Annotated in this window: 29 protein-coding genes and 3 tRNA genes; 23 read left to right on the top strand and 9 right to left on the bottom strand. The window is 64.4% G+C overall.

The genetic code is table 11. The annotated features are described in order from the left end of the window. Positions 1 to 101 precede the first annotated feature (101 nt). Positions 102 to 174 (top strand) — tRNA-Ala (locus CIHUM_RS08975). A 41-nt stretch (positions 175 to 215) separates the two neighbouring features. Then, positions 216 to 291: transfer RNA gene (locus tag CIHUM_RS08970), tRNA-Ala, on the top strand. A gap of 56 nt (positions 292 to 347) precedes the next feature. Here CIHUM_RS08970 and CIHUM_RS08965 read toward each other — a convergent pair. Further along, positions 348 to 1031 carry a hypothetical protein gene (locus CIHUM_RS08965; protein WP_051106311.1) on the bottom strand — a complete coding sequence of 228 codons (684 nt, stop codon included), beginning with the start codon at positions 1029 to 1031 and terminating at the stop codon, positions 348 to 350. A 49-nt stretch (positions 1032 to 1080) separates the two neighbouring features. Between CIHUM_RS08965 and CIHUM_RS08960 the strand changes: the two genes are divergently transcribed. The 3 genes from CIHUM_RS08960 to CIHUM_RS08950 are packed head-to-tail and all read left to right on the top strand — an operon-like array spanning position 1081 to position 2487. Next, positions 1081 to 1524 carry a methylated-DNA--[protein]-cysteine S-methyltransferase gene (locus tag CIHUM_RS08960; RefSeq protein ID WP_051106312.1) on the top strand — a complete coding sequence of 148 codons (444 nt, stop codon included), beginning with the start codon at positions 1081 to 1083 and terminating at the stop codon, positions 1522 to 1524. After that, on the top strand, positions 1517 to 2287 hold the full coding sequence (locus CIHUM_RS08955) for a fructosamine kinase family protein (RefSeq protein ID WP_034998058.1): 771 nt from the start codon (positions 1517 to 1519) through the stop codon (positions 2285 to 2287). The genes CIHUM_RS08960 and CIHUM_RS08955 overlap by 8 nt, the downstream gene beginning before the upstream one ends. Before the next feature lie 14 nt (positions 2288 to 2301). Next, positions 2302 to 2487 carry a hypothetical protein gene (locus CIHUM_RS08950; protein ID WP_034998061.1) on the top strand — a complete coding sequence of 62 codons (186 nt, stop codon included), beginning with the start codon at positions 2302 to 2304 and terminating at the stop codon, positions 2485 to 2487. On the opposite strand, the gene nadE is transcribed toward CIHUM_RS08950, so the two are convergent. Beyond that, positions 2484 to 3308, bottom strand: coding sequence for an ammonia-dependent NAD(+) synthetase (nadE, locus tag CIHUM_RS08945; protein WP_034998064.1), 825 nt, complete (start codon positions 3306 to 3308; stop codon positions 2484 to 2486). The genes CIHUM_RS08950 and nadE overlap by 4 nt on opposite strands. A 114-nt stretch (positions 3309 to 3422) precedes the next feature. Between nadE and ykgO the strand changes: the two genes are divergently transcribed. The 4 genes from ykgO to nrdE all read left to right on the top strand — a co-directional run bounded on the left by ykgO (position 3423) and on the right by nrdE (position 6971). Continuing rightward, positions 3423 to 3545, top strand: a complete 123-nt coding sequence (gene ykgO, locus CIHUM_RS08940) for a type B 50S ribosomal protein L36 (protein WP_012732041.1) — start codon at positions 3423 to 3425, stop codon at positions 3543 to 3545. A gap of 318 nt (positions 3546 to 3863) precedes the next feature. Beyond that, positions 3864 to 4094 carry a glutaredoxin-like protein NrdH gene (gene nrdH, locus CIHUM_RS08935; RefSeq protein WP_034998070.1) on the top strand — a complete coding sequence of 77 codons (231 nt, stop codon included), beginning with the start codon at positions 3864 to 3866 and terminating at the stop codon, positions 4092 to 4094. 179 nt (positions 4095 to 4273) lie between these two features. Continuing rightward, on the top strand, positions 4274 to 4795 hold the full coding sequence (nrdI, locus tag CIHUM_RS08930) for a class Ib ribonucleoside-diphosphate reductase assembly flavoprotein NrdI (RefSeq protein WP_074431982.1): 522 nt from the start codon (positions 4274 to 4276) through the stop codon (positions 4793 to 4795). A gap of 10 nt (positions 4796 to 4805) precedes the next feature. Then, positions 4806 to 6971, top strand: coding sequence for a class 1b ribonucleoside-diphosphate reductase subunit alpha (nrdE, locus tag CIHUM_RS08925; RefSeq protein ID WP_034998072.1), 2166 nt, complete (start codon positions 4806 to 4808; stop codon positions 6969 to 6971). Positions 6972 to 6999: 28 nt separating this feature from the next. Here nrdE and CIHUM_RS08920 read toward each other — a convergent pair whose 3' ends face one another. Continuing rightward, on the bottom strand, positions 7000 to 7713 hold the full coding sequence (locus CIHUM_RS08920; RefSeq protein ID WP_034998075.1) for a FadR/GntR family transcriptional regulator: 714 nt from the start codon (positions 7711 to 7713) through the stop codon (positions 7000 to 7002). A 150-nt stretch (positions 7714 to 7863) separates the two neighbouring features. Here CIHUM_RS08920 and nrdF point away from each other — a divergent pair, with 150 nt between their 5' ends. The 3 genes from nrdF (at position 7864) to CIHUM_RS08905 (ending at position 11689) form a co-directional block, all read left to right on the top strand. After that, on the top strand, positions 7864 to 8853 hold the full coding sequence (gene nrdF, locus CIHUM_RS08915) for a class 1b ribonucleoside-diphosphate reductase subunit beta (RefSeq protein ID WP_034998077.1): 990 nt from the start codon (positions 7864 to 7866) through the stop codon (positions 8851 to 8853). A 267-nt stretch (positions 8854 to 9120) separates the two neighbouring features. Next, positions 9121 to 10878 (top strand): aa3-type cytochrome oxidase subunit I, encoded by a 1758-nt coding sequence (gene ctaD / locus CIHUM_RS08910; protein ID WP_081634389.1) that lies wholly within the window; start codon positions 9121 to 9123, stop codon positions 10876 to 10878. 91 nt (positions 10879 to 10969) lie between these two features. Beyond that, positions 10970 to 11689, top strand: coding sequence for a peptidyl-tRNA hydrolase (locus CIHUM_RS08905; RefSeq protein WP_034998080.1), 720 nt, complete (start codon positions 10970 to 10972; stop codon positions 11687 to 11689). Here CIHUM_RS08905 and CIHUM_RS08900 read toward each other — a convergent pair. Both CIHUM_RS08900 and CIHUM_RS08895 read right to left on the bottom strand, forming a co-directional pair. Continuing rightward, positions 11679 to 13643, bottom strand: a complete 1965-nt coding sequence (locus CIHUM_RS08900; protein WP_034998083.1) for an ATP-dependent DNA helicase — start codon at positions 13641 to 13643, stop codon at positions 11679 to 11681. The two genes, CIHUM_RS08905 and CIHUM_RS08900, sit on opposite strands and share 11 nt — an antisense overlap. Positions 13644 to 13646: 3 nt before the next feature. Beyond that, positions 13647 to 14993, bottom strand: coding sequence for a nicotinate phosphoribosyltransferase (locus CIHUM_RS08895; protein WP_034998085.1), 1347 nt, complete (start codon positions 14991 to 14993; stop codon positions 13647 to 13649). 91 nt (positions 14994 to 15084) lie between these two features. Here CIHUM_RS08895 and clpS point away from each other — a divergent pair, with 91 nt between their 5' ends. The 8 genes from clpS (at position 15085) to lptM (ending at position 20372) form a co-directional block, all read left to right on the top strand. Continuing rightward, complete coding sequence (gene clpS, locus CIHUM_RS08890) at positions 15085 to 15384, top strand: ATP-dependent Clp protease adapter ClpS (RefSeq protein ID WP_034999101.1); 300 nt, start codon at positions 15085 to 15087, stop codon at positions 15382 to 15384. Between the two features lie 9 nt (positions 15385 to 15393). Continuing rightward, entirely contained in the window at positions 15394 to 15933 is a 540-nt protein-coding gene (locus CIHUM_RS08885; RefSeq protein WP_034998088.1) for a DUF2017 domain-containing protein, read from the top strand. A 228-nt stretch (positions 15934 to 16161) separates the two neighbouring features. After that, positions 16162 to 16995, top strand: coding sequence for a rhomboid family intramembrane serine protease (locus CIHUM_RS08880; RefSeq protein WP_081634390.1), 834 nt, complete (start codon positions 16162 to 16164; stop codon positions 16993 to 16995). 10 nt (positions 16996 to 17005) lie between these two features. Next, complete coding sequence (murI, locus tag CIHUM_RS08875; protein ID WP_034998091.1) at positions 17006 to 17827, top strand: glutamate racemase; 822 nt, start codon at positions 17006 to 17008, stop codon at positions 17825 to 17827. A gap of 33 nt (positions 17828 to 17860) precedes the next feature. Continuing rightward, positions 17861 to 18628 (top strand): MBL fold metallo-hydrolase, encoded by a 768-nt coding sequence (locus CIHUM_RS08870; RefSeq protein WP_034998094.1) that lies wholly within the window; start codon positions 17861 to 17863, stop codon positions 18626 to 18628. Between the two features lie 22 nt (positions 18629 to 18650). After that, positions 18651 to 19379 (top strand): ribonuclease PH, encoded by a 729-nt coding sequence (gene rph / locus CIHUM_RS08865; protein ID WP_034998096.1) that lies wholly within the window; start codon positions 18651 to 18653, stop codon positions 19377 to 19379. Beyond that, positions 19373 to 19972 (top strand): RdgB/HAM1 family non-canonical purine NTP pyrophosphatase, encoded by a 600-nt coding sequence (gene rdgB / locus CIHUM_RS08860; RefSeq protein WP_034998099.1) that lies wholly within the window; start codon positions 19373 to 19375, stop codon positions 19970 to 19972. The genes rph and rdgB overlap by 7 nt, the downstream gene beginning before the upstream one ends. Before the next feature lie 22 nt (positions 19973 to 19994). Further along, positions 19995 to 20372, top strand: coding sequence for an LPS translocon maturation chaperone LptM (gene lptM, locus CIHUM_RS08855; RefSeq protein ID WP_034998101.1), 378 nt, complete (start codon positions 19995 to 19997; stop codon positions 20370 to 20372). A gap of 54 nt (positions 20373 to 20426) precedes the next feature. On the opposite strand, the gene CIHUM_RS08850 is transcribed toward lptM, so the two are convergent. Beyond that, on the bottom strand, positions 20427 to 20804 hold the full coding sequence (locus CIHUM_RS08850) for a DUF3817 domain-containing protein (RefSeq protein WP_051106315.1): 378 nt from the start codon (positions 20802 to 20804) through the stop codon (positions 20427 to 20429). Then, the gene (locus CIHUM_RS08845) at positions 20801 to 21253 is read right to left on the bottom strand and encodes a hypothetical protein (protein WP_187370374.1); all 453 of its coding nucleotides are present in this window, start codon (positions 21251 to 21253) and stop codon (positions 20801 to 20803) included. Before CIHUM_RS08845 ends, CIHUM_RS08850 begins: the two co-directional genes overlap by 4 nt. A gap of 108 nt (positions 21254 to 21361) precedes the next feature. On the opposite strand from CIHUM_RS08845, the gene CIHUM_RS08840 reads away from it, so the two are divergent. Beyond that, positions 21362 to 21446: transfer RNA gene (locus tag CIHUM_RS08840), tRNA-Leu, on the top strand. A gap of 13 nt (positions 21447 to 21459) precedes the next feature. On the opposite strand, the gene bcp is transcribed toward CIHUM_RS08840, so the two are convergent. Continuing rightward, entirely contained in the window at positions 21460 to 21945 is a 486-nt protein-coding gene (gene bcp, locus CIHUM_RS08835; RefSeq protein WP_034998103.1) for a thioredoxin-dependent thiol peroxidase, read from the bottom strand. A gap of 79 nt (positions 21946 to 22024) precedes the next feature. On the opposite strand from bcp, the gene CIHUM_RS08830 reads away from it, so the two are divergent. After that, on the top strand, positions 22025 to 22300 hold the full coding sequence (locus CIHUM_RS08830) for a DUF3618 domain-containing protein (protein ID WP_034998105.1): 276 nt from the start codon (positions 22025 to 22027) through the stop codon (positions 22298 to 22300). Positions 22301 to 22413: 113 nt separating this feature from the next. Beyond that, positions 22414 to 23058, top strand: coding sequence for a DUF305 domain-containing protein (locus CIHUM_RS08825; protein WP_243427128.1), 645 nt, complete (start codon positions 22414 to 22416; stop codon positions 23056 to 23058). A 6-nt stretch (positions 23059 to 23064) separates the two neighbouring features. On the opposite strand, the gene CIHUM_RS08820 is transcribed toward CIHUM_RS08825, so the two are convergent. Further along, on the bottom strand, positions 23065 to 23631 hold the full coding sequence (locus CIHUM_RS08820; RefSeq protein WP_034998107.1) for an isochorismatase family protein: 567 nt from the start codon (positions 23629 to 23631) through the stop codon (positions 23065 to 23067). Positions 23632 to 23705: the final 74 nt, after the last annotated feature.

Here is a 23705-nt window from a genome sequence, read left to right as displayed (position 1 = left end):
TTTCACCGCCTCACTCCAGTCCCGGGGTGGGGCGGTTTCGCTTTCCCGCTGGGGATTTGGCGGCCTGCGCACCCGGTTGTATATTTACGTGAGTTACCCAAGGGGCTATGGCGCAGTTGGTAGCGCACCACACTGGCAGTGTGGGGGTCACGGGTTCGAATCCCGTTAGCTCCACTCCACAACTACATATACCTGTGGCAGCACAGCTGCCGCATGGGGCTATGGCGCAGTTGGTAGCGCACCACACTGGCAGTGTGGGGGTCACGGGTTCGAATCCCGTTAGCTCCACCAAAATAAAACTGCCCGCCTGTTCGGCCGGGCAGTTTTCTCGTTTCGCGGGGGCGGCGCTACTGAGCGGCCTGGCGCATGCCTTCGAAGTATGCGTTGCCGTCAGCGCCGGTGTAGCAGGCGTGTGAATCAACGGGCCACACGTCGCGCGCTTGCTCGCACGTGAACAGGCTCCCGTAGGGGCCGAGGGTGGCCCACTCCATGGCCGGCGGGCCGGATTGCGCCGGCGCGGGTTGCTGGGGTGCCTGCTGCTGCGGCGCGGGCTCGGGTGCCTGCTGTTGTTGGTTCGCGGCTTCACGCTCGGCTGCTTCGCGCTCCGCTGCCTCACGTTCAGCTGCCTTTCGCTCGGCCGCTTCTCGTTCTGCTGCTTCACGTTCCGCTGCCTCGCGTTCGGCCGCTTTGCGCTCGGCTTCCGCGGACTTCGACGCTGCTGCGGCGGAGGAGGACGCGGCCGCAGCGGAAGACGACGCGGCGGCGGCCTCCTTCTCCTCGGCTTCCTTGTCTAAACGCTTGAGGGCGGCGTCGAGCTCCTCGCGGTTGATGATGCCGTCGCCGTCGCCGTCATCGGACGCATCGAGCTTGTGGCTGAGTTGGCGCATGTCGGATTCGCATCCGTCGTCGCCGTCGCACACTGCGGAGGCGATAGCGGGGCTGGTGCCAGCGATGATGTCGGATGAGTTGCCGCAGGAGGCCAAGGTAAGGGCCGCGGCGCAGGCGAGGGCGGTGGTGAGTTTCCGGTGCATGGCTAGGAGTGTAGCGCGATCTCATCGGCCGGGAGCTACTCTGAACTGCATGTTTGCGTCACCGATCGGACCGTTGTGCCTCGTCGCCAGTGAGCGCGGCCTCACCCGCGTGTGCTTCGAAGGGGAGCAGCTGCCTATCGACGAACCTTCGGACCACCCCGTAGCCACCCAGCAGCTTACCGAGTACTTCGCCCGCACACGCCGGAAGTTCACCGTGCCGATGGACTTACAGGGCGTGACCGGTTTCCGCACTGCGGTGCTGCGGGAGCTGGCGGAAGTCCCGTACGGGGAGACCACCTCCTACGCGCAGCTCGCCGGCGCGGTGGGAAACCCCAAAGCGGTACGCGCGGTGGGCAGCGCGTGCGCCACCAACCCGTTGCCGCTGTTCATCCCGTGCCACCGGGTGCTGCGCAGCGACGGCCAACTTGGCGGTTACCGTGGCGGAACAGAGGCAAAACGTTTCTTACTGCGATTGGAGGGCATCGATGTCTGACACGTTTGTGAAGCACGGCAGCGCGCCGGGAGCCGCAGCCGCGGAGGCGGCGTACCTGCGCTGGCTGCGCGAGGGCTCCACCGCGGTGGTGGAGGTGCTGGAACTGGACGAGGACGCGAACACGCTGACCATCGAGAAGGTGGATCCCGTTCGCCCGACCGTGGACGCCGCCCGTCAGGCCGGCCGTGAGCTGGCCGCCATCCACGCCATGGGAGCGGCTGCGTTTGGGGCGCCCGCGGACGGGTGGGACGGACCCAACTTCATCGGCACCCGCCAGCAGGCATGCGAGCCAACCGAGCGCTGGGCCAAGTTCTACGTGGAGCAGCGAGTACTGCCTTTCGCAGAGAAGGCGCGTCGGGCGGGGAATGTGGGGGACGGCGGGATGGACGTCGTCAAGCAAGCATGCGATGCGCTGCTCGAAGAAGACGAGAGCGCCCCGCTGGCCCGCATCCACGGCGACCTGTGGGCGGGCAACCTGCTGTTCGGCGCGGACGGGCCGCGGTTTATCGACCCGGCTGCGCACGGCGGGCACCCGCTGACCGACATCGCCATGCTCGAGCTGTTCGGCGCGCCTCACTTCAGCGCGATCGTGGACGGGTATGTGGACGCTGGGGGTGAGTTGGGCAGCGACTGGCAGCGACGCATCGCGGTGCACCAGCTGCACCCGCTGGCGGTACACGCGTGGACGCACGGCCCGTCCTACGGCTCCGCGCTCGTGCGCGCGGCGGAGGAGACCCTGCGCGTGATAGACAGTAGGCAATAAAGGAGGAGATTCAGATGGGGAATGTAAAAAATTCGCTAGATAGGCTCGAAGAACTTGGGCTTCTCGAGCAGCGCGGCAAACCCTTCGAAGTGACCTGGGAACCTATCCAGCTCGACTTCACTCTGGAGGAATGGCTCGAAGAGGAACGCGGTGAGGAGCGCTTAGAGCGGGTGATGGCGGACCTCCGCGACCTGCCCTAACGCCACCAGGTGTCGTTCGGGCCCGGCGGCAGGTGGCGCTTGTGCTGGCCGACACGCCACAGGTGCTCGAGGCGCTCGGCGGCCTCGGCGGGAACCCGCTTGCCCTCCAGGTAGTCGTCGATGTGGACGTAGGTGACGCCGAGCGCCTCTTCGTCGGGAAGCGCGGGGCGGTCTTCTTCCAGGTCCGCGGTCGGGACCTTCTCCCACAGGCGGGGTTCGGCGTCGAGGTGGGCCAAAAGCGCCGCGCCCTGGCGCTTGTCCAACCCGGCCAGCGGGATAAGGTCTGCGGCGCCGTCGCCGTGTTTGGTGAAAAACCCGGTGATGTTCTCCGCCGCATGGTCCGAGCCCACCACCAGAAGACCGCGCTCGCCGGCGATGGCATACTGGGCGATCATGCGCATGCGCGCCTTGACGTTGCCCTTGTTGAAATCGCCGAGGCTGCCCGCTCCCAGCGCGCCCGCCACAGCACTAGCTAGGGCGGTGGTGGCTGGCTCGATGTCCACCGTGACCGTCTCGTCGGGCTGAATGAACTTGAGTGCCAGCTGCGCGTCGTCCTCGTCGGCCTGCACGCCGTGAGGCAGCCGCACCGCAACGAAGGTCGCGTCGCTGCCGTTCGCCCGGCGTTTCTCCACCGCCAGCTGCGCCAGACGCCCGGCGAGCGTGGAGTCCTGCCCGCCGGAAATGCCGAGTACGTACCCCTTCGCGCCGGTGGCGTCCAGGTAGTCCACTAGGAACTGCACGCGCCGGGTGATCTCGGTGGCCGGGTCGATGGTCGGTGCCACGCCGAGGGTGGCGATGATCTCTGATTGCATGGCGCTCATGGTAGGAGGTTTTGATTCAGCGCGTCCGGTGTGTAACATTTACCCCCGTGTTGCGACTCGGCAGCTCGCCGATGGTCGCTAATTGCAGGTAATCCGAGCAGAAAGGAGCGCCCGATGAAGGTCCGCAAGTCGCTTCGGTCGCTGAAGAACAAGCCGGGCGCTCAGGTTGTGCGCCGCCACGGCAAGGTTTTTGTGATCAACAAGAAGGATCCCCGCTTCAAGGCTCGCCAGGGCTAAGCGCGAATCCCGCCCCGTCACCGTTTGGTGGCGGGGCTTTTTGCTTTGCGACGAAACCTCCGGCCGAATCTAATTTCCGCCAAATTACACGTTTGGGAGCAGTGAGCTGTCCATGTTTTAACTACATGTAGGTGATTTGCTCCCTCTATCCTGGGAATACCACCCGTGTAACTACTACATGTAGTAGCAGTTGCCGAAGTTTCCCCCAAGGTATAGTGTCTCTTGGTGTTGCCCCGGGGGAGCCGGGGAAGCGAGAAAAAGCGTCGAAACCCTGTCGAATCCCGGTCGAAGACCCGCACAGAAAGAGCCTGAAGAACTATGTCGATCACCGTTTACAGCAAGCCGGCCTGCATGCAGTGCAAGGCAACCGAGAAGGCCCTGACCAAGGCCGGCCTCGAGTTCACCACGGTTGACATCTCCATGGACGACGAGGCCCGCGACTACGTCATGGCCCTCGGCTATGTGCAGGCCCCGGTCGTTGAGGCCAACGGCGAGCACTGGTCCGGCTTCCGCCCGGACCGCATCAAGGGCCTCGCCGCCGCTGCGTAACTGCCCGGCCCCCGCCGCCCGCGCCCGTCCTCCTCGCGGATCCAGCTAGTAAGACCCAGCTAACGGTCCCAAAAAGGCGAATAGCTGGAACCTAGTAGCTGGATTTGGTTCTGGGAGGGGGCGGGAAATAGCGCGGGCGCCACACAACAGAAAACTCAAGACGAAGAAAGGCGGCTGCCATGCTGGTGGTCTACTTCTCTTCCGCGACGGAGAACACGAAGCGGTTTGTGGAGAAGCTCGGCCTCCCGTCCCAGCGCATCCCATTGCGCAGGAACGACCCGGAACTCAACGTCGACGAGCCGTACGTGCTCATCTGCCCCACATACGGTGGCGGAGTGAGCGTCAGCGGCGGCAACTCGCGGCCGGTGCCGGGGCAGGTGATCCGCTTCCTCAACAACGAAGGCAACCGGAGCCTGATCCGGGGTGTCATCGCCGCCGGCAACTCCAACTTCGGGGCAGATTACTGTCTTGCCGGGAAGGTTATCGCCGACAAGTGTAAGGTCCCATACTTGTACCGGTTCGAGCTCATGGGCTCGGCCGAGGACGTTGCGCACGTGCGCCGCCAACTGGTCGAAAACGCTGGAAGGTTGGGGCTGCGTGGGGGACCGGAGGTCGTCGATAGGCAAGATGCCCCGGACGAATCCGAGCGGCTTGCAAAACTGCGCGAAGAATACGCCGGTAAATATTCAAGAACACGATGAAGGACGAGATGTGACTACCCAGACTGTCGGTAAGAATGTCCCGGAGCCGGTCAAAGAAAGCGACCAGCTGGATTACCACGCGCTCAACGCGCTTCTGAACCTCTACGACGAAAACGGCCAGATCCAGTTTGAAAAGGACCGCGAGGCCGCGAACCAGTTCTTCCTCCAGCACGTCAACCAGAACACCGTCTACTTCCACGACCTGGAAGAAAAGATCGACTACCTGGTCACCAACAAGTACTACGAGCCGGACACCATTGAGAAGTACGACTGGAACTTCATTAAGGACACGTTCAAGCGCGCGTACTCCTACAAATTCCGCTTCAAGTCCTTCCTCGGCGCGTACAAGTACTACACCTCCTACACGCTGAAGACTTTCGACGGGCGCCGCTACCTCGAGCGCTTCGAGGACCGCGTGGCCATGACCTCCCTCTTCCTCGCCGACGGCAACGAGGAGCTCGCATTCGCGCTTGTGGACGAGATCATGACCGGCCGCTTCCAGCCCGCCACCCCGACGTTCTTGAACGCCGGCAAGGCGCAGCGCGGCGAGTTGGTGTCTTGCTTCCTTTTGCGCATCGAAGACAACATGGAGTCCATCGGCCGCGCCATCAACTCGTCGCTGCAGCTGTCCAAGCGCGGCGGCGGCGTGGCACTGCTTCTGAGCAACATCCGTGAATCCGGCGCGCCGATCAAGCACATCGAAAACCAGTCCTCCGGCGTCATCCCAGTGATGAAGCTTTTGGAAGACGCGTTCTCCTACGCCAACCAGCTCGGCGCACGCCAGGGTGCAGGTGCGGTGTACCTCAACGCCCACCACCCCGACATCATGCGCTTTTTGGACACCAAGCGCGAGAACGCGGACGAGAAAATCCGCATCAAGACCCTCTCGCTCGGCGTGGTCATCCCGGACATCACTTTTGAGCTGGCCAAGCGCAACGACGACATGTACTTGTTCTCCCCGTACGACGTCGAGCGCGTCTACGGCGTGCCGTTCGCGGACATCTCCGTGACCGAAAAGTACGAGGAGATGGTCGAAGACCCGCGCATCCGCAAGTCCAAGATCTCTGCGCGCGCGTTCTTCCAGACCATCGCCGAGATCCAGTTCGAGTCCGGCTACCCGTACATCATGTTCGAGGACACGGCGAACCGCGCGAACCCGGTGAAGACCGGCCGCATCAACATGTCCAACCTGTGCTCGGAGATCCTGCAGGTCAACTCCCCGTCAGTGCTGAACGAGGACCTGACCTACGCCGAGACCGGCCACGACATCTCCTGCAACCTGGGCTCGCTGAACATCGCGATGGCGATGGACTCCGACGACTTCGCCAAAACCGTCGAGACCTCCATCCGCGCGCTGACCGCAGTGGCGGACAAGACCTCCATCGACTCCGTGCCGCCGGTGCGCGACGGCAACGACGCCTCCCACGCCATCGGCCTGGGCCAGATGAACCTGCACGGCTACCTCGGCCGCGAGCACATCGAGTACGGCTCCGAGGAAGGCCTGGACTTCACCAACGCCTACTTCGCAGCCGTGATGTACCAGTGCCTGCGCGCCTCCCACAAGATCGCCGTGGAGAAGGGCACCGCGTTCGCGGACTTTGCCAAGTCCGAGTACGCCACGGGCGAGTTCTTCGACCGCTACAACCCGGAGGACTTCCAGCCCAAAACCGACAAGGTCAAGGAGCTGTTTGCCAACTCCGACATCGCCGTGCCGACGGCGCAGGAGTGGGCGCAGCTGAAGGAAGATATCGCCCGCGACGGCATCTACAACCGCTACCTGCAGGCCGTGCCGCCGACCGGCTCGATTTCCTACATCAACAACTCCACGTCCTCGATCCACCCGATCGCCTCCAAAATTGAGATCCGCAAGGAAGGCAAAATCGGCCGCGTCTACTACCCGGCGCCGCACATGGACAACGAGAACATCGAGTACTTCAAGGACGCCTACGAGATCGGCTACGAGAAGATCATCGACACCTACGCGGTGGCCACGAAGTACGTCGACCAGGGCCTGTCGCTGACCCTGTTCTTCAAGGACACGGTGACCACCCGCGACATCAACCGCGCGCAGATCTACGCGTGGAAGAAGGGTGTGAAGACCTTGTACTACATCCGCCTGCGCCAGATGGCGCTGGAAGGCACCGAGATCGAGGGCTGCGTTTCCTGCATGCTCTAGGGGGCATGGCGGGGCTCACCGGGGAGAGTTACATCTCCATAAAGTCGTTGACGCCGCGGAGTAGGCGTCGAGAAGCATCCTCGGCAGCATCCGCATTGCCGGAAGCAATGGCCTGCGCCAGATCCACGTGGATCTGCATGGTGTCCACGTGCGGGTCGTCCGGCATGATGCCGTAGAGCGCGCGGCCGGACATGATGTCCATGATCGGCGGGGTCAGCGCCACAAACATCTCGTTGCCCGACGCCTCGAGCATGAGCGCGTGGAACTCCAGGTCCGCCTCCTGGAATGCGTCCGAGTTGCCGGCATCCTGGCCGGCCAGCTCCACGATCTGGTCCGCCAGCTCGCACAGGCGGCGCGCCTGCTCCTTCGTGGCGTTGACGGCGGCGAGGCGGGCGGCGGTGGGCTCGATGGCGTCGCGGAGTTCGCGCAGCGACGCCAACTGGGCCGGGCGTTGCTCCTCAGTGCGCAGGCGCCAGGAGATAATCGCGTGGTCGAACACGTTCCACTCGCTTTGCGGCAGAACCTTCAGCCCCACGCGGCGGGACGAAGACACAAGACCGAGCTGCTCGAGCGCGCGCATCGCCTCGCGGGCGACGGTGCGGGAGATGCCGAAGCGCTCCGACAGGTCGTGGAGGGTGAACGTGTGCCCCTCGGGCTGGCTGCCTGAAACGATTTCCTCGCCGAGCGTGTCCAGGATCGACGAAAGTAGTGGCTGAGAGGACCGATGACCGCTGGTAGCCACGGCGCGACCTCCTTTAAGAGATGATGTTTGCGACAGTATGCGAGTAGTTTAGTCATGCAGCTGCCCAGTTATGGCATCGCGTGGAGCCGATTTCCGGGCGGGGCGCAGGACGTCTCCCGAGGCGTTTGACACCGTAGTAGGATGGTCGCCATGACTGACGATTACGCGCGTTACCTCGAGTCCCACGAAAAGCCCGTGAAGGCTATTAACTGGAATAGCGTCCCGGACGACAAGGACCTTGAAGTGTGGGATCGCCTGACCGGCAACTTCTGGCTCCCAGAAAAGATTCCGGTGTCCAACGACATCCCGAGCTGGAACACCCTCAACGACGAAGAAAAGCAAGCCACCATGCGCGTGTTCACCGGCCTGACGCTGCTGGACACCATCCAGGGAACCGTCGGCGCGGTCTCGCTGCTGCCGGACGCGAATTCGTTGCACGAGGAAGCGGTGCTGACCAACATCGCCTTCATGGAGTCGGTGCACGCGAAGTCCTACTCCAACATCTTCATGACCCTTGCGGACACTCCCGCAATTAACGACGCGTTCCGCTGGTCCGAGGAAAACGAGTACCTCCAGCGCAAGGCGAAAATCATCCTGAGCTACTACGAGGGCGACGACCCGCTCAAGCGCAAGATTGCGTCTGTGATGCTGGAGTCCTTCCTGTTCTACTCCGGCTTCTACCTGCCGCTGAACTGGTCGGTGCACTCCAAGCTGACGAACACCGCCGACATCATCCGCCTGATTATCCGCGACGAGGCGGTGCACGGCTACTACATCGGCTACAAGTACCAGGTGGCGCTGCGAGGCGAGTCGGAGGAGCGCAAGGAGGAGCTGAAGGACTACGCATTCGAGCTGCTCTACGACCTTTACGAGAACGAAAACCAGTACACCGAGGACATTTACGACGCGCTCGGCTGGACCGAAGACGTGAAGCGCTTCCTGCGGTACAACGCCAACAAGGCGCTGAACAACCTCGGTTATGAGGGCCTGTTCCCGGTGGACGAGACGAAGGTGTCGCCGGCAATTTTGGCTTCGCTGTCGCCGAACGCGGACGAGAACCACGACTTCTTCTCCGGTTCCGGCTCCTCCTACGTCATTGGGCGCGCGGAGGACACTCAGGACGACGACTGGGATTTCTAGGCACAAACTTTACGACGTACCTTCCGTGACCCCCGGTTCGCGCCCGCGAGCCGGGGATTTTACATGCCCGCCGGGCAGTTCCCATGCGCCTCACCAGTTACAGCCCGGGTTGGCTTGGCCGGGTGCTGACCCCGCTCGGGGGCAGCATTGCCGGAGGCTGGAAAAACAGTGTGCAGAACGTTATGCTGATCCGGTATCACTCGTGGCATCTGGGCCTAATCCGGCGTCGGCCGGGGTAGGCGCAGGCGCCGTAGTCAGGAGGATCAGATGACCGCTGTGGCACCGCGGCTGGATAATTACGTCCCGCCGACACGCCCAGAGCCCACGGGCAACGCTCGCAAGGGCTCGCAGATTTACAAGCAACTCACCACGACTGACCACAAAGAACTGGGCATCATGTACATCATCATGTCCTTCGTCTGGTTCTTCGTGGCCGGCCTGATGGCACTGCTTATCCGCGCCGAGCTGTTCAGCCCGGGCCTGCAGTTCCTGTCCAACGAGCAGTTCAACCAGCTGTTCACCATGCACGGCACTGTCATGCTGCTGGCGTTCGGTACCCCGATCGTCTGGGGTTTTGCCAACTACGTGCTGCCGCTGCAGATCGGCGCACCGGACGTGGCCTTCCCGCGCCTGAACGCGTTCGGCTTCTGGGTCACCAGCATCGGCGTTATTGCCATGCTTCTCGGCTTTGTCACCCCGGGTGGCGCTGCCGACTTCGGTTGGACCATGTACATGCCGCTGGCTGACTCTGTGCACACCCCGTCCGTCTCAGCCAACCTCTGGATTGTCGGCGTGGGCGCCACCGGTGTGGGCACCATCGCCTCCGCAGTGAACATGCTCACCACCGTGCTGACAATGCGTGCGCCGGGCATGACCATGTTCCGTCTGCCGGCGTTCACCTGGACTGTCTTCGTCACCTCCATCATCGCCCTGATGATTTTCCCGTTGCTGACTGCTGCGGCGATGGGCGTGCTCTACGACCGTCTGCTCGGCGGCCACATCTACGACACCGCCAACGGCGGCACGATTCTGTGGCAGCACCTGTTCTGGTTCTTCGGCCACCCCGAGGTGTACGTCCTGGCGCTGCCGTTCTTCGGCTTGATCTCCGAGATCGTTCCGGTGTTCTCCCGTAAGCCGATCTTCGGCTACATCGGTCTGATCTTTGCAACCCTGGCAATTGCTGGTCTGTCCATGGCCGTGTGGGCGCACCACATGTTCGCCACCGGCGCGGTTCTGCTGCCGTTCTTCTCGTTCATGACCTTCCTCATCTCCGTGCCGACCGGCGTGAAGTTCTTCAACTGGCTGGGCACGATGTGGAACGGCCACCTCACGTTCGAGACCCCGATGTTGTGGGCTGTCGGCTTCCTGTTCACCTTCCTGTTCGGTGGTCTGACCGGCATCATGCTGGCTTCCCCGCCGCTGGATTTCCAGCTGCACGACTCCTACTTCGTGGTTGCGCACTTCCACTACACCCTGTTCGGCACCGTGGTGTTCGCCTCCACTGCTGGCGTGTACTTCTGGTTCCCGAAGATGACTGGCCGCATGCTGGACGAGAAGCTGGGCAAGATCCACTTCTGGTTCACGGTCGTCGGCTTCAACATGACCTTCCTGGTCCAGCACTGGCTGGGCAACATGGGTATGCCACGCCGCTACGCCGACTACCTGGACACCGACGGCTTCACGCTTCTGAACCAGGTTTCCACGGTTGGCTCGTTCATCCTGGGCATCGGCATGCTGCCGTTCATCTGGAACGTTTTCAAGTCCTGGCGCTACGGCGAGATCGTCACCGTCGACGATCCGTGGGGCTACGGCAACTCGCTGGAATGGGCAACCACCTGCCCGCCGCCGCGCCACAACTTCACCGCCCTGCCACGTATCCGCTCTGAGCGCCCGGCGTTCGAGCTGCACTACCCGCACATGGTGGAGACCCTGCGCCGCGAGGCTCACACCGGTCACCGCGACTCGGGCAAGGGCGGCAACCACGAATTGGCCGCCGTCGAGGGTAACGCTCGCGCTACCAGCTAGTATTCTCGTCTCGGCCTCCTGAACGAACCCCCGCTTCGGCGGGGGTTTTCGTCGTTTCAGCCAGCCGGAATTGCGGAGTACCCTGACCCCGATGACTGAACAGATGACCGCCGCCGCCCACCAGCTCCTGCAAGAACGAGTCTCCGGCGACTACAAAGCCCGAAGCGAGGACGCGAGAGACCCGCAGACCGTGCAAGCGATGCAGCTGGCCATCAACCTGCCCAAGCAGGATCCACCGAGCCGCAACCAGGTGCTTGCAGACGCCGCCCCCGCCGCCGTGGCGGTGTGCCTGGACCCGCGCGCGGGAGAGGACGGCTTTTGGCGCGACGCGTTGGACGCCTGGTACTCCCACCGCATCCGCAAGGTGGCCCGCCGCGCCCGCAACAAGGCGTGGGACGACGTGCAGGTGTTGCCCGGGGTCACCGTCGGCAGTGTGCGCGCGTTTGTCCCCTCGGCAGTCTCTGAGGTGCCGCACTCGATTGCGAAGCTGCAGATCAAGGGCACGGAGATAGAACCGGGGGAGGTGCTCCCGCTCGATTCAGAAGCGCCGCTTATCGCGCTTGACACGTCGCTGCAGATGTCTGCGGGCAAAGCCGCGGCGCAGGCCGGCCACGCTTCGATGCTGCTCGCGGCCGCGCGTGAGACGTCCTGGGTGCAGCAGTGGGCGCAAGCCGGCTTCCCGCTGAACGTTCGCGAGCTGCCCCGCGAGGAGTTCGCCGAGCTCGCCGCGCGCCCCGAGACGGTGGCGGTTCGCGACGCGGGGTTCACCGAGGTCGCGCCCGGCTCCACCACAGCGATTGCTATTGCTTAGCCACGAGCCTGCGCAGCGCCCCGCGCACTGTTTCCGCGTCCGTGGTGTCCCAGAACGCCGGGAGGCTGCGCCGGATGAAGGAGCCGTAGCGCTTGGTCACCAACCGGTTGTCTAGCACGGCGACGACCCCGCGGTCGTCGACAGACCGCAATAGTCTGCCCGCGCCCTGCGCCATGAGCAGGGAAGCGTGCGTGGCGGAAACCTCCATGAAGCCGGAACGGCCCGCGGCATCCGCGGCGTTGGAGCGCGCCTGCAACAGGGGATCGTCGGGGCGGGGGAAGGGGATGCGATCGATGATCACCAGCGAACACGCGCTGCCCGGCACGTCCACGCCCTGCCAGAGGGTGAGGGTGCCAAACAGGCAGGAGTTCTCGTTTTTGGCGAACGTGTCCACCAGCGTGCCGGTGGAGTCCTCGCCCTGCGCCAGGATGTCGAAGGGCAGGCGCGAGCGCATGGCTTCGGCGGCCTGCTCGGCGGCGCGGCGGGAGGAGAACAGCCCGAGGGTGCGTCCGCCGGCGGCGGTGATCAGCTCCGCGATCTCGTCCAACGTCTCCGCGGACAGCCCGTCGCGGCCCGGGGTGGGCAGGTGGCGCGCGGTGTAGAGGATGCCGGACTTGCGCGGATCGAACGGCGTGCCGGCGTCGAGCGAGTCCCAGGAGCCCTGCGGCAGGCCCCAGGAAGCGGCCATGGCGTTGAAGTTGCCGCCCACGGTCAAGGTGGCTGATGTGAGCACCACCGTCTTCTCATCGAAGAGCCTCTCGTGCAGCAGGCCCGCCACGGACAGGGGCGCGACGGACACGGAGTCGCCGTAGCGCTCCGAGCGGGTCAGCCACACCACGTCCGAGTGCTTCGCTGGGTCTGGTTCGTCGAAGACCTCCAGGATGCGCACCACCGCGTCGTGCAGGTCCTCGAGGTGGTTGCGCAGGTTGGCGCGTTCGGCGAACTTCTCGGGGTCGTTCTCGGACTCTCCGGGTGGGGCGTCCGAGATGGCGGTGCGGGTCTTCCACAGCGCGTCGCGAAGCGCGGCGAATGCGCCACGGGCCGGCTCCGAGATGACCTCCCAGCGCCCCGGGGCTTCCAGGTCGATGGCTGCGGTGAAGTCGTCGATGACGTTTTCCAGCGTGTCCCGCTCTGCCCCCAGCTTGCTGGCGCGGCGGGCGGCCATCGCCAGAGCACGCGCGGAGATCTCGGAGGTGGCGACCGAGGTGATGCGGCCGTCGAGCTCGTGGGCCTCGTCGATGATCACGGCGTCGTGCTCGGGCAGCACGGCCACGTCCGCGAGCGCGTCGATAGCCAAAAGCGCGTGGTTGGTCACCACGATGTCCACGTCCTTGGTGCGCTCGCGGGCGAGCTCCGCGAAGCACTCCTCGCCGTGCGGGCAGCGGGTCGCGCCCAGACACTCGTTGGAGGTCACGGACACCTGCCGCCACGCCATGTCCGGTACGCCGGGGACCAGATCGTCGCGGTCGCCCGTCTCAGTGTCCTGCGCCCATTCGGACACGCGCTTGACGTGCTTACCCAGCCAGGACAGGTCCTCTTCCTCGATGAGGGACTCCGAAGGCGCGTTATCCAGCATCAGTTTGTGCTTGCACAGGTAGTTGTTGCGGCCCTTCTGAATGGCGAAGGTGGGGCGCTCAGGCAACAGCGGCTCAAGCGCGTCTGCCAGCCGGGGCAAATCCCTATCCACCAGCTGCCGCTGCAGCGCAATCGTCGCCGTGGAGACGACCACGATGGTGCCGTGCGCCTGGGCGTGCCGGATGGCGGGGACGAGGTAGGCCAGGGACTTGCCGGTGCCCGTGCCCGCCTGCACAGCCAGGTGGCGCTCGGAGTCGAGTGCGTTGGTCACCGCCTTGGCCATCTTCACCTGGCCGGGGCGGCGCGAGCCGCCGAGGGACTCGACCGCGGCGGCGAGCAGGTCGGTGGTGGACTGGGTGAGTGGTTCGTCTGCAGCCACGGACTACTCGGTGGGCTCCGGGAAGCCGACGAACTTCGTCGGGATGGCCACCTCGCCGCGCGATAGGGCCAGGCCCTCCCACGGCAGCGTCTTGCGGGCGGCCGCGTGCAGCTCGCGGATCTCCTCGATGCCGGGCTGGCCGTCCACGATTTCGCCGTCGCGGATCAGCGGCACCGTCATCTCGCGGTACTCCAGGTTCGGCTTGCGCGGCACGTCCACACCGAGCGGGTGGATAACCTCGCCGACGGCCACGCCGGAGGAGCGGTACGCGCGCAGGGCGGTCTTGCCGCCGCCGTAGGTGACTTTGCCGGAGGAGCGCTTGGCCACGGGGTGGCCGTCCACCTCCACCAGCTTGTACACCAGGCCCGCGGTGGGCGCGCCGGAGCCGGTGACCACGGAGGTGCCCACGCCGAATCCGTCCACCGGATCGCCGCGCAGGCCAGCAATGGCGAATTCGTCCAGGTCAGAACTGACGATGATGCGGGTGTTGAACGCCCCGGCTTCGTCCAGCTGCTTGCGCACCCGCCTAGAGACGATGCCCAAATCGCCAGAGTCGATGCGCACCGCACCCAGCTCGGTGCCGCCGACCTCGAGCGCGTTTTCCACGCCCTTGGTGATGTCGTAGGTGTCCACCAGCAGCGTGGTGTCCACCCCGAGGGAGTCGATTTGGCCCTTGAACGCGGCCTTCTCGTCCGGGTTGCCGTCCTCGTCCACGTGCAACAGCGTCCAGGAGTGGGCGGAGGTGCCGGAGGCGGGGATGCCGTAGCGCAGGGAGGCCTCCATGTTGGAGGTGGCGTTGAAGCCGGCGATGTAGGTCGCGCGCGCGGCGGAGACGGCCGCCTGCTCGTTGGTGCGGCGCGAGCCCATCTCGATGATCGGGCGTCCGTCCGCGGCAGAGACCATGCGCGACGCTGCTGAGGCGACGGCGGAATCGGAGTTGAGGATGGACAAAAGGACCGTCTCTAAGATCACGCACTCCGCGAACGTGCCGCGCACCGTCATGATCGGCGAGTACGGGAAGTACAGTTCGCCCTCGCGGTAGCCGTCGATCTGCCCGGAGAACTTGTAGTTTTCCAGGTACTCGCGCGCCTCAGGGGAGAGGAAGTCCGCGGTGTCCAGCTGGTCCTTGGTGAAGCGGAACTTGGTGATCGCGTCGAGCACCCGCTCGGTGCCGGCGACCACGCCGTAGCGGCGCTCGTTAGGCATGCGGCGGCCGAAGACCTCGAAGACACAGTCGCGCTGGGCGGTGCCGTCTTTTATCGCCGCGTCGAGCATGGTCAGCTCGTACATGTCCGTGAAAAACGCGGTGGAGCCCTGCGTGCCGGTGGAGTGCGTGGGAGTGTCGTTCATGGTGAGCCAGCGTACCCTGCTGGTACGAGAAGGTAAGGTGGTGCACATGTTTTCCTCAGCCGATTTTCCTGCGGCCAGCCGTGCGCAGCGCATGGGTTCGCCGCTGGCAACCCCGGAGTTGGACGAGGCCCTTGACGTGGACGTGGCCACGAGCGAAAACCTGCCGTGGCTGTGCATCGTGTGGGACGACCCAGTGAACCTGATGAGCTACGTCACCTACGTGTTCCAGACCGTGCTGGGGTATGACCGCAAGCGCGCCACGGAGCTGATGATGCAGGTCCACACCGAGGGCAAGGCCGTGGTGTCCTCGGGCGAGAAGGACAAGGTGGAAACCGACGTGAAGAAGCTGCACACCGCGGGCCTGTGGGCCACGATGCAGCAGGCAGGGTAGGGGAGATTCATGCAGCCGTGGCGTAAGAAGAAGGGCCTGATGCGCTCGACGCCGAAGTACACCACCGTTTTCGACCCGATGGAGCGCGAGGTCATCGGCGACCTCACCGCCACCGTGTCCGAGGCGCTGATCGCACGCGCCCAGTCCGCGCCGAAGGACGAGTTCGCGGAGATGCTCGGGGTCGCCACCGGGCACACCGAGGCGCCCGAGGACCCGCGCCTGGCGCGCCTTCTGCCCGATTTCGAGCGCGAGGGCGACGAGGAGTTCGACGGCGACAACGGCCTGCTGCGCAGCCTGCACGAAAACGACATCATCAAGGCCAAGCTGGTCAACCTGCAGGTGATCAACGCCGCGCTCGGCCCCACCGGCGGCGTGGAAGTGACCATCGAAGAGGGCGAGGCCCACCAGTTCATCGCCGCGCTCAACGACATGCGCCTGTACGCCTCCGCGGACGATTCCGGCAGCGAGGCCGCGCGCGAGGACCGCCAGCGCCTGATCGACTGGTTGGCCTATTGCCAGGACTCTCTCCTCGAAGCTCTCATGGGCTAGCTGGTACGCCCGCAGCTTTTCGACGCCCTCCGGTCGGCCACCGCAGCAGGACCCTCCGCAGACCCCCTCCCCACATCCCTCCGCAGACCCTGAGTACGGGATCCAGAGTATGGCCCAAAACTGGCCATGCTCTGGATCCCATGCTCAGGGTTTGACGCAAAGACAGGCGCAGCACCGCCGCGCCACAGCCCGGCCCACAATCGGCGAACCCGCTAGACTCCAACCACGATGAGCGAACACAACCACACCCCCGAGGGCTGGGGCTACGGCCAGACCGGGCAGCCGGGTTACGGGAAGCCGTTCCAGCGACCGTTCTCGCACCCGGAGTGGCAGCAGCCGGCGTTTAGCGAGCCCGTCCAGCCGTACAACCCGTACGCGACCCCGCAGCAGCAGGGCCGTAACGGCCAGCCCCAATACAACCAAACCCGCGGAACCAAACGGGTGCCGAAGCGAAAGGCGCAGCGCAGCACGGGCCTGAAGCTCGCCGGCGGCTTCCTTGCCACGATCTGGGTTGTGTTCATCCTGGAGCTGGTGTTCCCGTGGTTGCAGGCGTTTGGCATCCACCCGCTGGACGTGTCTTCCCTGCCGTTGATCTTCACCTCGCCGCTGTTGCACGCGAACCTGGAGCACATCATCTCCAACTCGATCCCCGGCGCAATTTTCGCGTTCCTGGTGGGGTATTCGGGTAAGCGGGTGTTCTGGGAGGTCACCACGTTTGTGGTGATCATCGGCGGCCTTGGCACCTGGCTGCTGGGTGGTGTGGGCACGAACCACATCGGCGCGTCCGGCCTGGTGTACGGCTGGTTGGCGTATCTGATCATCCGTGGCTTTTTCAACCGCTCTATCAGCCAGATCATCACCGGCGTCGTACTCGGCTTTTTCTACTCCGGCCTGATCTTCGGGCTGCTGCCGGGCACGGAGGGTGTGAGCTGGCAGGCTCACCTGTTCGGCGCTATCGGCGGGTTTATCGCTGGCATGGTGATCACCTCCGACGACCCGCCGGAGCTGGTGGCGAAGCGCGAGGCCAAAGCGCGTTCATTGCAGCCTCCAGGGCAGCGATAGGATTTCCGGCGTGGATACTTTCGCCGGCAACCCAAATTCAGCACCGATCGGGCTCTTCGATTCCGGTGTCGGCGGCCTGACCGTCGCCCGTGCGGTGATGGACCAGCTGCCGGGCGAATCCCTGATCTACATCGGCGACACCGCCCACGGCCCCTACGGCCCGCAGCCGATCGCGGACGTGCGCGCGCATTCTCAGCGTATCGCCGACGAGCTTGTGGAGCGCGGCTGCAAGATGCTGGTCATCGCCTGCAACACCGCCACCGCCGCGTTCTTGCACGACGCCCGCGAGCGCTACGACATCCCGGTCATCGAGGTGATCCAGCCGGCCGTGCGCCGGGCGATCGCGACCACCCGCAACAGGAAAATCGGCGTGATCGGCACCGAAGGCACGGTGAAGTCCGGCGCCTACCAGGACCTGTTTTCCATTCACCCGGGCCTGGAGGTCACCGCCCAGGCATGCCCGGAGTTCGTGCCGTTTGTAGAGCAGGGCAAAACCTCCGGCAGGGAGGTCCTCGAGGTCGCCAGCGGCTACGTGGCACCACTGCGCGAGGCGGGCGTGGACACGCTCGTGCTCGGCTGCACCCACTACCCGCTGCTGTCGGGTGTGATCCAGCTGGCCATCGGCGATGAGGTCGCGCTCGTCTCCTCGGCCGAGGAGACCTCTAAGGATGTGCTCCGAGTACTCACTGAGGGCAACATGCTTAACGACGGCACGTCCGCCCCCACCCACATCTTCGAATCCACCGGAGACCCTGACACCTTCGACGCGCTTGCCCGCCGCTTCCTGGCACCTCCGGTGCACGCCGTGGGCCGCGATTTGAGAATTCACTAGGAAAATGTGCGCCATTCATGGCAGAGTGTGTCCATGCAGTTGACCATCCTCGGGTGCTCCGGGAGCCTGGCCGCGCCCGGTAACCCAGCTTCCTCCTACGTCATCTCCGTGCCTGGTGAAACGGATGTGGTGATGGACTTCGGTCCGGGAGCGCTCGCCGCCATGCAGGAGCGGTTCGACCCGTCTGCGGCGCACGTCATCTTCAGCCATCTCCACGCCGATCACTGCTCGGACTTCCCGTCGCTGCTTGTGTGGCGCCGTTACCACCCCACAGCCCCGGCGGAGCAGCGCCACAGGCTGATCGGCCCCTCGTACGCGCCGGAGCACCTGGGCCGCATGAGCGCGGACGCGCCGGGGGAGCAGGACGACTTTTCGGACACCTTCGAGTTCACCACCTGGCGTACCGGGCAGCCGGAGCAGCTCAGCGGGCTGACCATCACCCCGTTTGATGTGGTCCACCCGGCGCAGGAGTCCCACGCGCTGCGCATCGAGGACGCCTCCGGCAAGGTCATCACCTTCTCCGGGGATTCCGGGTTCGCGCCAACGCTTATCGACGCCGCCCGCGCCGCCGACCTCTTCCTGTGCGAAGCCGCCTGGGGCGCGACCTCCGAGGGCAAGGCTGAGGGCATGCACCTGTCCGGCAAGGAGGCCGGTCGTATCGCCCGTGAGGCCGACGTGCAAACCCTGGTGCTGGTGCACATCCAGCCGTGGACCGACCCGGAGGAGGTTCTCGCAGCCGCCCGCGCCGAGTTCGACGGCGAGATCGTCCTGGGCACCGCCGGCGCCACCTTCGAGCTGTAGGCGCCTGCGTTACGCTTGGGGCATGACTGATTTTTCGCGCCTGGACGGCCGCGCCTTCGATCAACTGCGCCCCGTGCGCATCACCCGCGGCTTCACCTCAAACCCCGCCGGCAGCGTGCTGGTGGAGTTCGGCAACACCCGTGTGATGTGCACCGCCTCCGTGGAGGAGGGTGTGCCCCGCTTTAAGAAGGATTCTGGCGAGGGGTGGCTGACCGCCGAGTACGCCATGCTGCCTTCCGCAACGCATGACCGCATGCCGCGCGAGTCCATGAAGGGCAAGGTCAAAGGCCGCACCCACGAGATCTCGCGCCTGGTGGGCCGCTCGCTTCGCGCAGCTGTGGATTTAAGCCAGCTCGGCGAGAACACCATTCAGCTGGACTGCGATGTGCTGCAGGCCGACGGCGGCACCCGCACCGCCTCCATCACCGGCGCGTATGTCGCGCTCGCGGACGCCATCGCGGTGCTCAAAGAGCGCGGCGTGGTCCCGGGCGAACCGCTGCTCAAGCCCATTGCCGCGGTTTCCGCCGGCATTATCGACGGCCACGTGTGCCTGGACCTGCCCTACGAGGAGGACTCCCGCGCCGAGGTCGACCTGAATGTGGTGATGCAGGAGGGCGGAAACTTCGTGGAGATTCAGGGCACCGGCGAGCACGGCCTTTTCGGCCGCGAGCAGCTCGGTGAGATGCTGGATGTCGCGGCCAAGGGCTGCGAGGAGCTCATCGCAGCGCAGAAGGCGGCGCTGGGATGGTAAAAGTCCTCGTCGCCTCTAGGAACCAAGGTAAGGTCCGCGAGCTCGAGCAGGTGCTCCGCGAGCTCAACATTGAAGGGGTGGAGCTTGTCTCGCTTCACGACGCTCCGCCGTACCCCGACCCCGTCGAAGACGGACTCACCTTCGTGGACAACGCCCTATTGAAGGCCCGTGCCGGAGCAAAAGCCACCGGTTTGCCCTGCGTTGCCGACGATTCCGGCCTGTCCGTCAAGGCGCTCAACGGCATGCCGGGCATCCTGTCCGCCCGCTGGTCCGGCAACCACGGCGACGATCAGGCCAACAACGACCTTTTGCTAGCCCAAATGGCGGACATCAACGAGCGAGCCGCCGCGTTCGTGTCCTGCTGTGCCCTGGCCGCCCCAGACGGGCAGGAATTCACCGCCGAGGGCCGCTGGGAGGGCGAACTGCTGCGCGAGCCGCGTGGCGAGAACGGCTTCGGCTACGACCCGCTGTTCCAACCCGCCGATGCCGAGGGTCGCTCCTCCGCCGAACTCACGCCTGAGGAGAAGAACGCACGCTCCCATCGCGGCAAGGCGCTTCGCGCGCTCGCCCCACACATTGCGGCCCTGCGCTGACGCAATTCGTTACAGTGGGGCAATGATGAAAAAGACGATTGCACTTGCAGGAACTGTTCTCGCCTCCGGCGCGCTTTTGACCGGCTGCGGCCAGAAGGGCGATTTTGACGGCGAGTGGACCGGCGAGATCACCTCCACCCAGGAAGGCAAGGGTGGAGGCCACGCCACCATTACTATCGACGGCAAGGACTGCGACTGGCAGATGACCGAGACCGACGGTGAAACCAACGAGGCGAACTGCCTGCGCGACGACAAGGAGTTCAAGCTCGAGGATCCCCTGACCCACCAGGACCTTGAATACGACGCCGAGCGCAGCGGCGACACCCTCACGCTGAGCCCGGACAACGGGCCAGCTGAAAAGGTCGGCGTGATGGTGCTGACCAAGACCGGCGAGAAGTAGACGTCGCAAAGCAAAAGGCCCGGCAGACGAGTGCTGCCGGGCCTTTGTTGGTGCTTAGGAAAGCTGGAACTTCTCTTTCACTTCATTGCGGCGCTTACCCTCAATGACGAAGGACATAAACGGCACCACACCCGAAAGGGCCGTGGCGATCCAGGTGCCCGCAGACCAACGGGCTTTAGAACCGAGGTTCAGCGACGCCATCAAAAACGCCACGAACGCGAAGCCGTGCACGCGGGCGACCCAGGACAGGTAGTCGACGTTCATGTCCAAGCCGTACTGCATGATCATGCGCGCGACGAGCAGGAGCAGCAGCACACCGGTGATCCATGCGGTGACGGTGAAGAATTGCAGTGCCTGCTTCACGCGGCGCTGGCGCTCCGGGTGGATGCGCGCGGGCTGGGCGGGCTGGGTCTGCGGGGCGGGCTGCGTCATGCTGATTCACCTTTACCTTCAATGTTCGTTCTTCTGCGCGGGGCTACAAGCTTGTTGTATTCCTCCACGTCCAGCTCGGGGCGAGAGGGGAGGAAGTCCTCGTCGATCGCCGTGGGTTCCTTCACCTCGCCGTACTTGGCAAGGTCGGCCTCGTAGAGGTCGTCCATGGTCAGGCTGGCGTTTTCGGCGTCGATCTTGTCGTTTTCCATGCGCATACCCACGCGGTAGGCGTAGACGAAAAACGCCGCGAAGCACGGCCACTGCAGGGCGTATCCCAGGTTTTGGAACGTTCCCGAGCCCGACTGGTAGCGCTCCCACTGCCAGTTGGCGAGCAGGAGACAGGTCACGGCTGCTGCGATCAGCAGCACGATGTGCCACCAGCGCACGCGGACGCGCTCGCGTTGGGGCACCGTCTCAGCGCTCTCAACTGCCTTGTTCTCTTCGCTCACAGCTGGTCAGTCTACCCGGCAGCGCGCAAACACCAAACGAAAGTTTGATGCCGCGCAACGATGGGTTACCGCCCGCCGCAGCAGGCGGTGTAACATTCAACGATTGACGCGCCCGTGGCGGAATTGGCAGACGCGCTGGATTTAGGTTCCAGTGCCTTATGGCGTGAGAGTTCAAGTCTCTCCGGGCGCACCACTTTTTCGGGGGGTTAGATATCCCAGTCGCGCAGGATGCGGCCCACGTGCCCAGTGGCCTTGACGTTGTACTGGGCGTGATCGATCGTGCCCTTGCCGGCGTCGTCCACGCTGACCAGGAACGTCGAGCGGATCACGCCTTGGACCACCTTGCCGTAGTTCTTCTTCTCGCCGAAGGCGCCGTAGGCCTCCATCGTCTCCTTCGTCGGATCGGAGAGCAGCTCCACTCCCAGCTCGTGGTCGGCGCGGAACTTGGCCAGCTTGTCCTCCGGGTCGGGGCTGATGCCGAGCACGGTCACAGAGGCGTCGCGGAACTGCTCCATGCTGTCGGTGAAGTCGCATGCCTCGGTGGTGCAGCCGGGGGTGTTGGCCTTCGGGTAGAAGTAGACGATGACGCGCTGGCCAGCGAAGTCGGCGAGCGAGACGTCTTCGCCGCGGTCGTTTTTCAGGGTGAAAGCGGGGGCGGTGTCGCCCTTGTCCAATCTCATCGACTCAGTCATGCTTCCCCGTTTTACACTACTGTGGAGACGAAAAGACGTGAGTCTGTAAAAGTCAACGTAGACGTAGGAGTTTCCCAAAGTGGCACGAGACATTCACGATATCGAGCGCGACCTCGAGCGCACCCGCAACCAGCTCGCCAGCACCCTGGACGAGCTCGCGGACCGTACCAACCCGAAGACCCTGGCCGGCAGCGCGAAGTCTGAGGCCGCTAACTGGCTGCAGGATCCCACTGTGCAGAAGGTCATCGGCGGCGTTGTTGCCGGTATCGCAGCTCTGATCAGCATCAAGGCGTACAACGGTCGCAAGCGCAAGAGCGAGCTCAAGGAGCTGCAGAAGCTTCTCGCCAACCGCTAATCGACGGCGGTATAGCTGAGTTTTCGTTCTCACCGCGCCGATACGCTGCATAAAACGCAGTGTGTCGGCGCGGTTTTTGGGTTACGATCAAGCAAAGCAGAAAGGGCATACCAATGACGAATGAGCATGCGCAGACCGAGCATGATCCGGAACTCGAAGAGATGCGCCCCAGTAAGAAACCGCTGTGGATCGCGGTTGCGGTGATTGCGGCGCTGGCGTTGACGCTGACGTTCGCGGGGCCGTCGCTACGCGCCGCGTTTACCCCCGAGACTTCCACCTCCGCAGACGGGCAGGCGGGCTACAACGGCACCGACGTCCACTTCCTGGGCATGATGGTGCCGCACCACCAGCAGGCAATCGACATGTCGGACGTGCTGCTGGGTTCGGACGTGGACGACGCTAAGGTCCGTGACCTCGCACAGCGCATCAAAGACGGCCAGGAGCGCGAGAATGAGCAGATGCGCGCTTGGGCGGACGAGTGGGGCATTGAAAAGGACATGGAGCACCACTCCACCCACATCGCCAACGGCATGTTTCACCCGGAGCAGCTTGAGCAGTTCGAGGCGCTTCGCGGCGACGAGCTGCGCACCGCGTTTTTAGAGATGATGCACTTCCACCACAACCACGTGATCAAGATGACGCAGGATGAGGTGGACCGCGGCGGGTACGAGCCGCTGCGCGAGATGGCGAAAGAAATGATCGAGGTACAAACTGCCGAGATGGGTGAAATGGAAGAGCTGCTCGGCTACACGCCTTAAGGCTGGCTAAACCAGCTCCGCGCCGGCGTCGATCATTTCCTGGAGCGCGTCGGCGCCGCGTTTATCGTCGACAGGCGAACACATGCCCCGCAGCACCTTGACCTTGAAGCCCTCTTTGAGTGCGTCCAGAACAGTCGCGCGCACGCAGTGGTCGGTGGCGATGCCGCAGATGTCCAGCTGCGTGACGCCCTGCGCACGCAGCCAGTCCGCCAACAACTCGCCGTCGCCGTTAATGCCCTCGAAGCCGGAATAGGCCGCGGTGTGGTGGCCCTTTGTGAAGAACTGGTCGATCAGCTCGGTCTTCACCGGCCCGCGGATCTGCGCGCCGTAGGAATCGGCCACGCAGTGCGGCGGCCACGAGTCCACGTAGTCCGGCGTTTCCGAGAAGTGCGCGCCCGGGTCGATGTGCCAGTCCTGGGTGGCAACGATGTGGTCGTACTCGTGCGTGCGGCTATCGGCGGTGGAGATCACTTCGGCGATTTTGCTCGCCACTTCATCCCCGCGCGCGGTGGCCAGGGCACCGCCGGGGCAGAAGTCGTTCTGCACGTCCACGATCACTAATGCTGTCTTCATGCACTTCAGCCTACTCTCAGCGGACGGTCAGCGGGTGCAATAGCCGATTTCACGTTCCGTTCCCCGGTGGGATG

The sequence above is a fragment of the Corynebacterium ihumii genome (genome assembly GCF_028609825.1).
In the GTDB taxonomy this organism is placed as follows: Bacteria; Actinomycetota; Actinomycetes; order Mycobacteriales; family Mycobacteriaceae; genus Corynebacterium; species Corynebacterium afermentans.
Note: the sequence above shows the minus strand (reverse complement) of the source record. Positions and strands in the feature narration are given on the sequence as shown.

Bases quoted from the DNA above. Each gene is read 5' to 3' on its own strand.
- CIHUM_RS08905 (WP_034998080.1), top strand. From the start codon at position 10,970: ATGACTGAACAGATGACCGCCGCCGCCCACCAGCTCCTGCAAGAACGA.
- CIHUM_RS08955 (WP_034998058.1), top strand. From the start codon at position 1,517: ATGTCTGACACGTTTGTGAAGCACGGCAGCGCGCCGGGAGCCGCAGCC.
- CIHUM_RS08895 (WP_034998085.1), bottom strand. From the start codon at position 14,993: ATGAACGACACTCCCACGCACTCCACCGGCACGCAGGGCTCCACCGCG.
- CIHUM_RS08825 (WP_243427128.1), top strand. From the start codon at position 22,414: ATGACGAATGAGCATGCGCAGACCGAGCATGATCCGGAACTCGAAGAG.
- lptM (WP_034998101.1), top strand. From the start codon at position 19,995: ATGATGAAAAAGACGATTGCACTTGCAGGAACTGTTCTCGCCTCCGGC.
- nrdH (WP_034998070.1), top strand. From the start codon at position 3,864: ATGTCGATCACCGTTTACAGCAAGCCGGCCTGCATGCAGTGCAAGGCA.
- CIHUM_RS08820 (WP_034998107.1), bottom strand. From the start codon at position 23,631: ATGAAGACAGCATTAGTGATCGTGGACGTGCAGAACGACTTCTGCCCC.
- CIHUM_RS08960 (WP_051106312.1), top strand. From the start codon at position 1,081: ATGTTTGCGTCACCGATCGGACCGTTGTGCCTCGTCGCCAGTGAGCGC.
- clpS (WP_034999101.1), top strand. From the start codon at position 15,085: ATGGGTTCGCCGCTGGCAACCCCGGAGTTGGACGAGGCCCTTGACGTG.
- CIHUM_RS08950 (WP_034998061.1), top strand. From the start codon at position 2,302: ATGGGGAATGTAAAAAATTCGCTAGATAGGCTCGAAGAACTTGGGCTT.
- bcp (WP_034998103.1), bottom strand. From the start codon at position 21,945: ATGACTGAGTCGATGAGATTGGACAAGGGCGACACCGCCCCCGCTTTC.
- rdgB (WP_034998099.1), top strand. From the start codon at position 19,373: ATGGTAAAAGTCCTCGTCGCCTCTAGGAACCAAGGTAAGGTCCGCGAG.
- CIHUM_RS08880 (WP_081634390.1), top strand. From the start codon at position 16,162: ATGAGCGAACACAACCACACCCCCGAGGGCTGGGGCTACGGCCAGACC.
- nrdI (WP_074431982.1), top strand. From the start codon at position 4,274: ATGCTGGTGGTCTACTTCTCTTCCGCGACGGAGAACACGAAGCGGTTT.
- ctaD (WP_081634389.1), top strand. From the start codon at position 9,121: ATGACCGCTGTGGCACCGCGGCTGGATAATTACGTCCCGCCGACACGC.
- CIHUM_RS08965 (WP_051106311.1), bottom strand. From the start codon at position 1,031: ATGCACCGGAAACTCACCACCGCCCTCGCCTGCGCCGCGGCCCTTACC.
- CIHUM_RS08850 (WP_051106315.1), bottom strand. From the start codon at position 20,804: ATGACGCAGCCCGCCCCGCAGACCCAGCCCGCCCAGCCCGCGCGCATC.
- rph (WP_034998096.1), top strand. From the start codon at position 18,651: ATGACTGATTTTTCGCGCCTGGACGGCCGCGCCTTCGATCAACTGCGC.
- CIHUM_RS08870 (WP_034998094.1), top strand. From the start codon at position 17,861: ATGCAGTTGACCATCCTCGGGTGCTCCGGGAGCCTGGCCGCGCCCGGT.
- nadE (WP_034998064.1), bottom strand. From the start codon at position 3,308: ATGAGCGCCATGCAATCAGAGATCATCGCCACCCTCGGCGTGGCACCG.
- ykgO (WP_012732041.1), top strand. From the start codon at position 3,423: ATGAAGGTCCGCAAGTCGCTTCGGTCGCTGAAGAACAAGCCGGGCGCT.
- CIHUM_RS08885 (WP_034998088.1), top strand. From the start codon at position 15,394: ATGCAGCCGTGGCGTAAGAAGAAGGGCCTGATGCGCTCGACGCCGAAG.
- nrdF (WP_034998077.1), top strand. From the start codon at position 7,864: ATGACTGACGATTACGCGCGTTACCTCGAGTCCCACGAAAAGCCCGTG.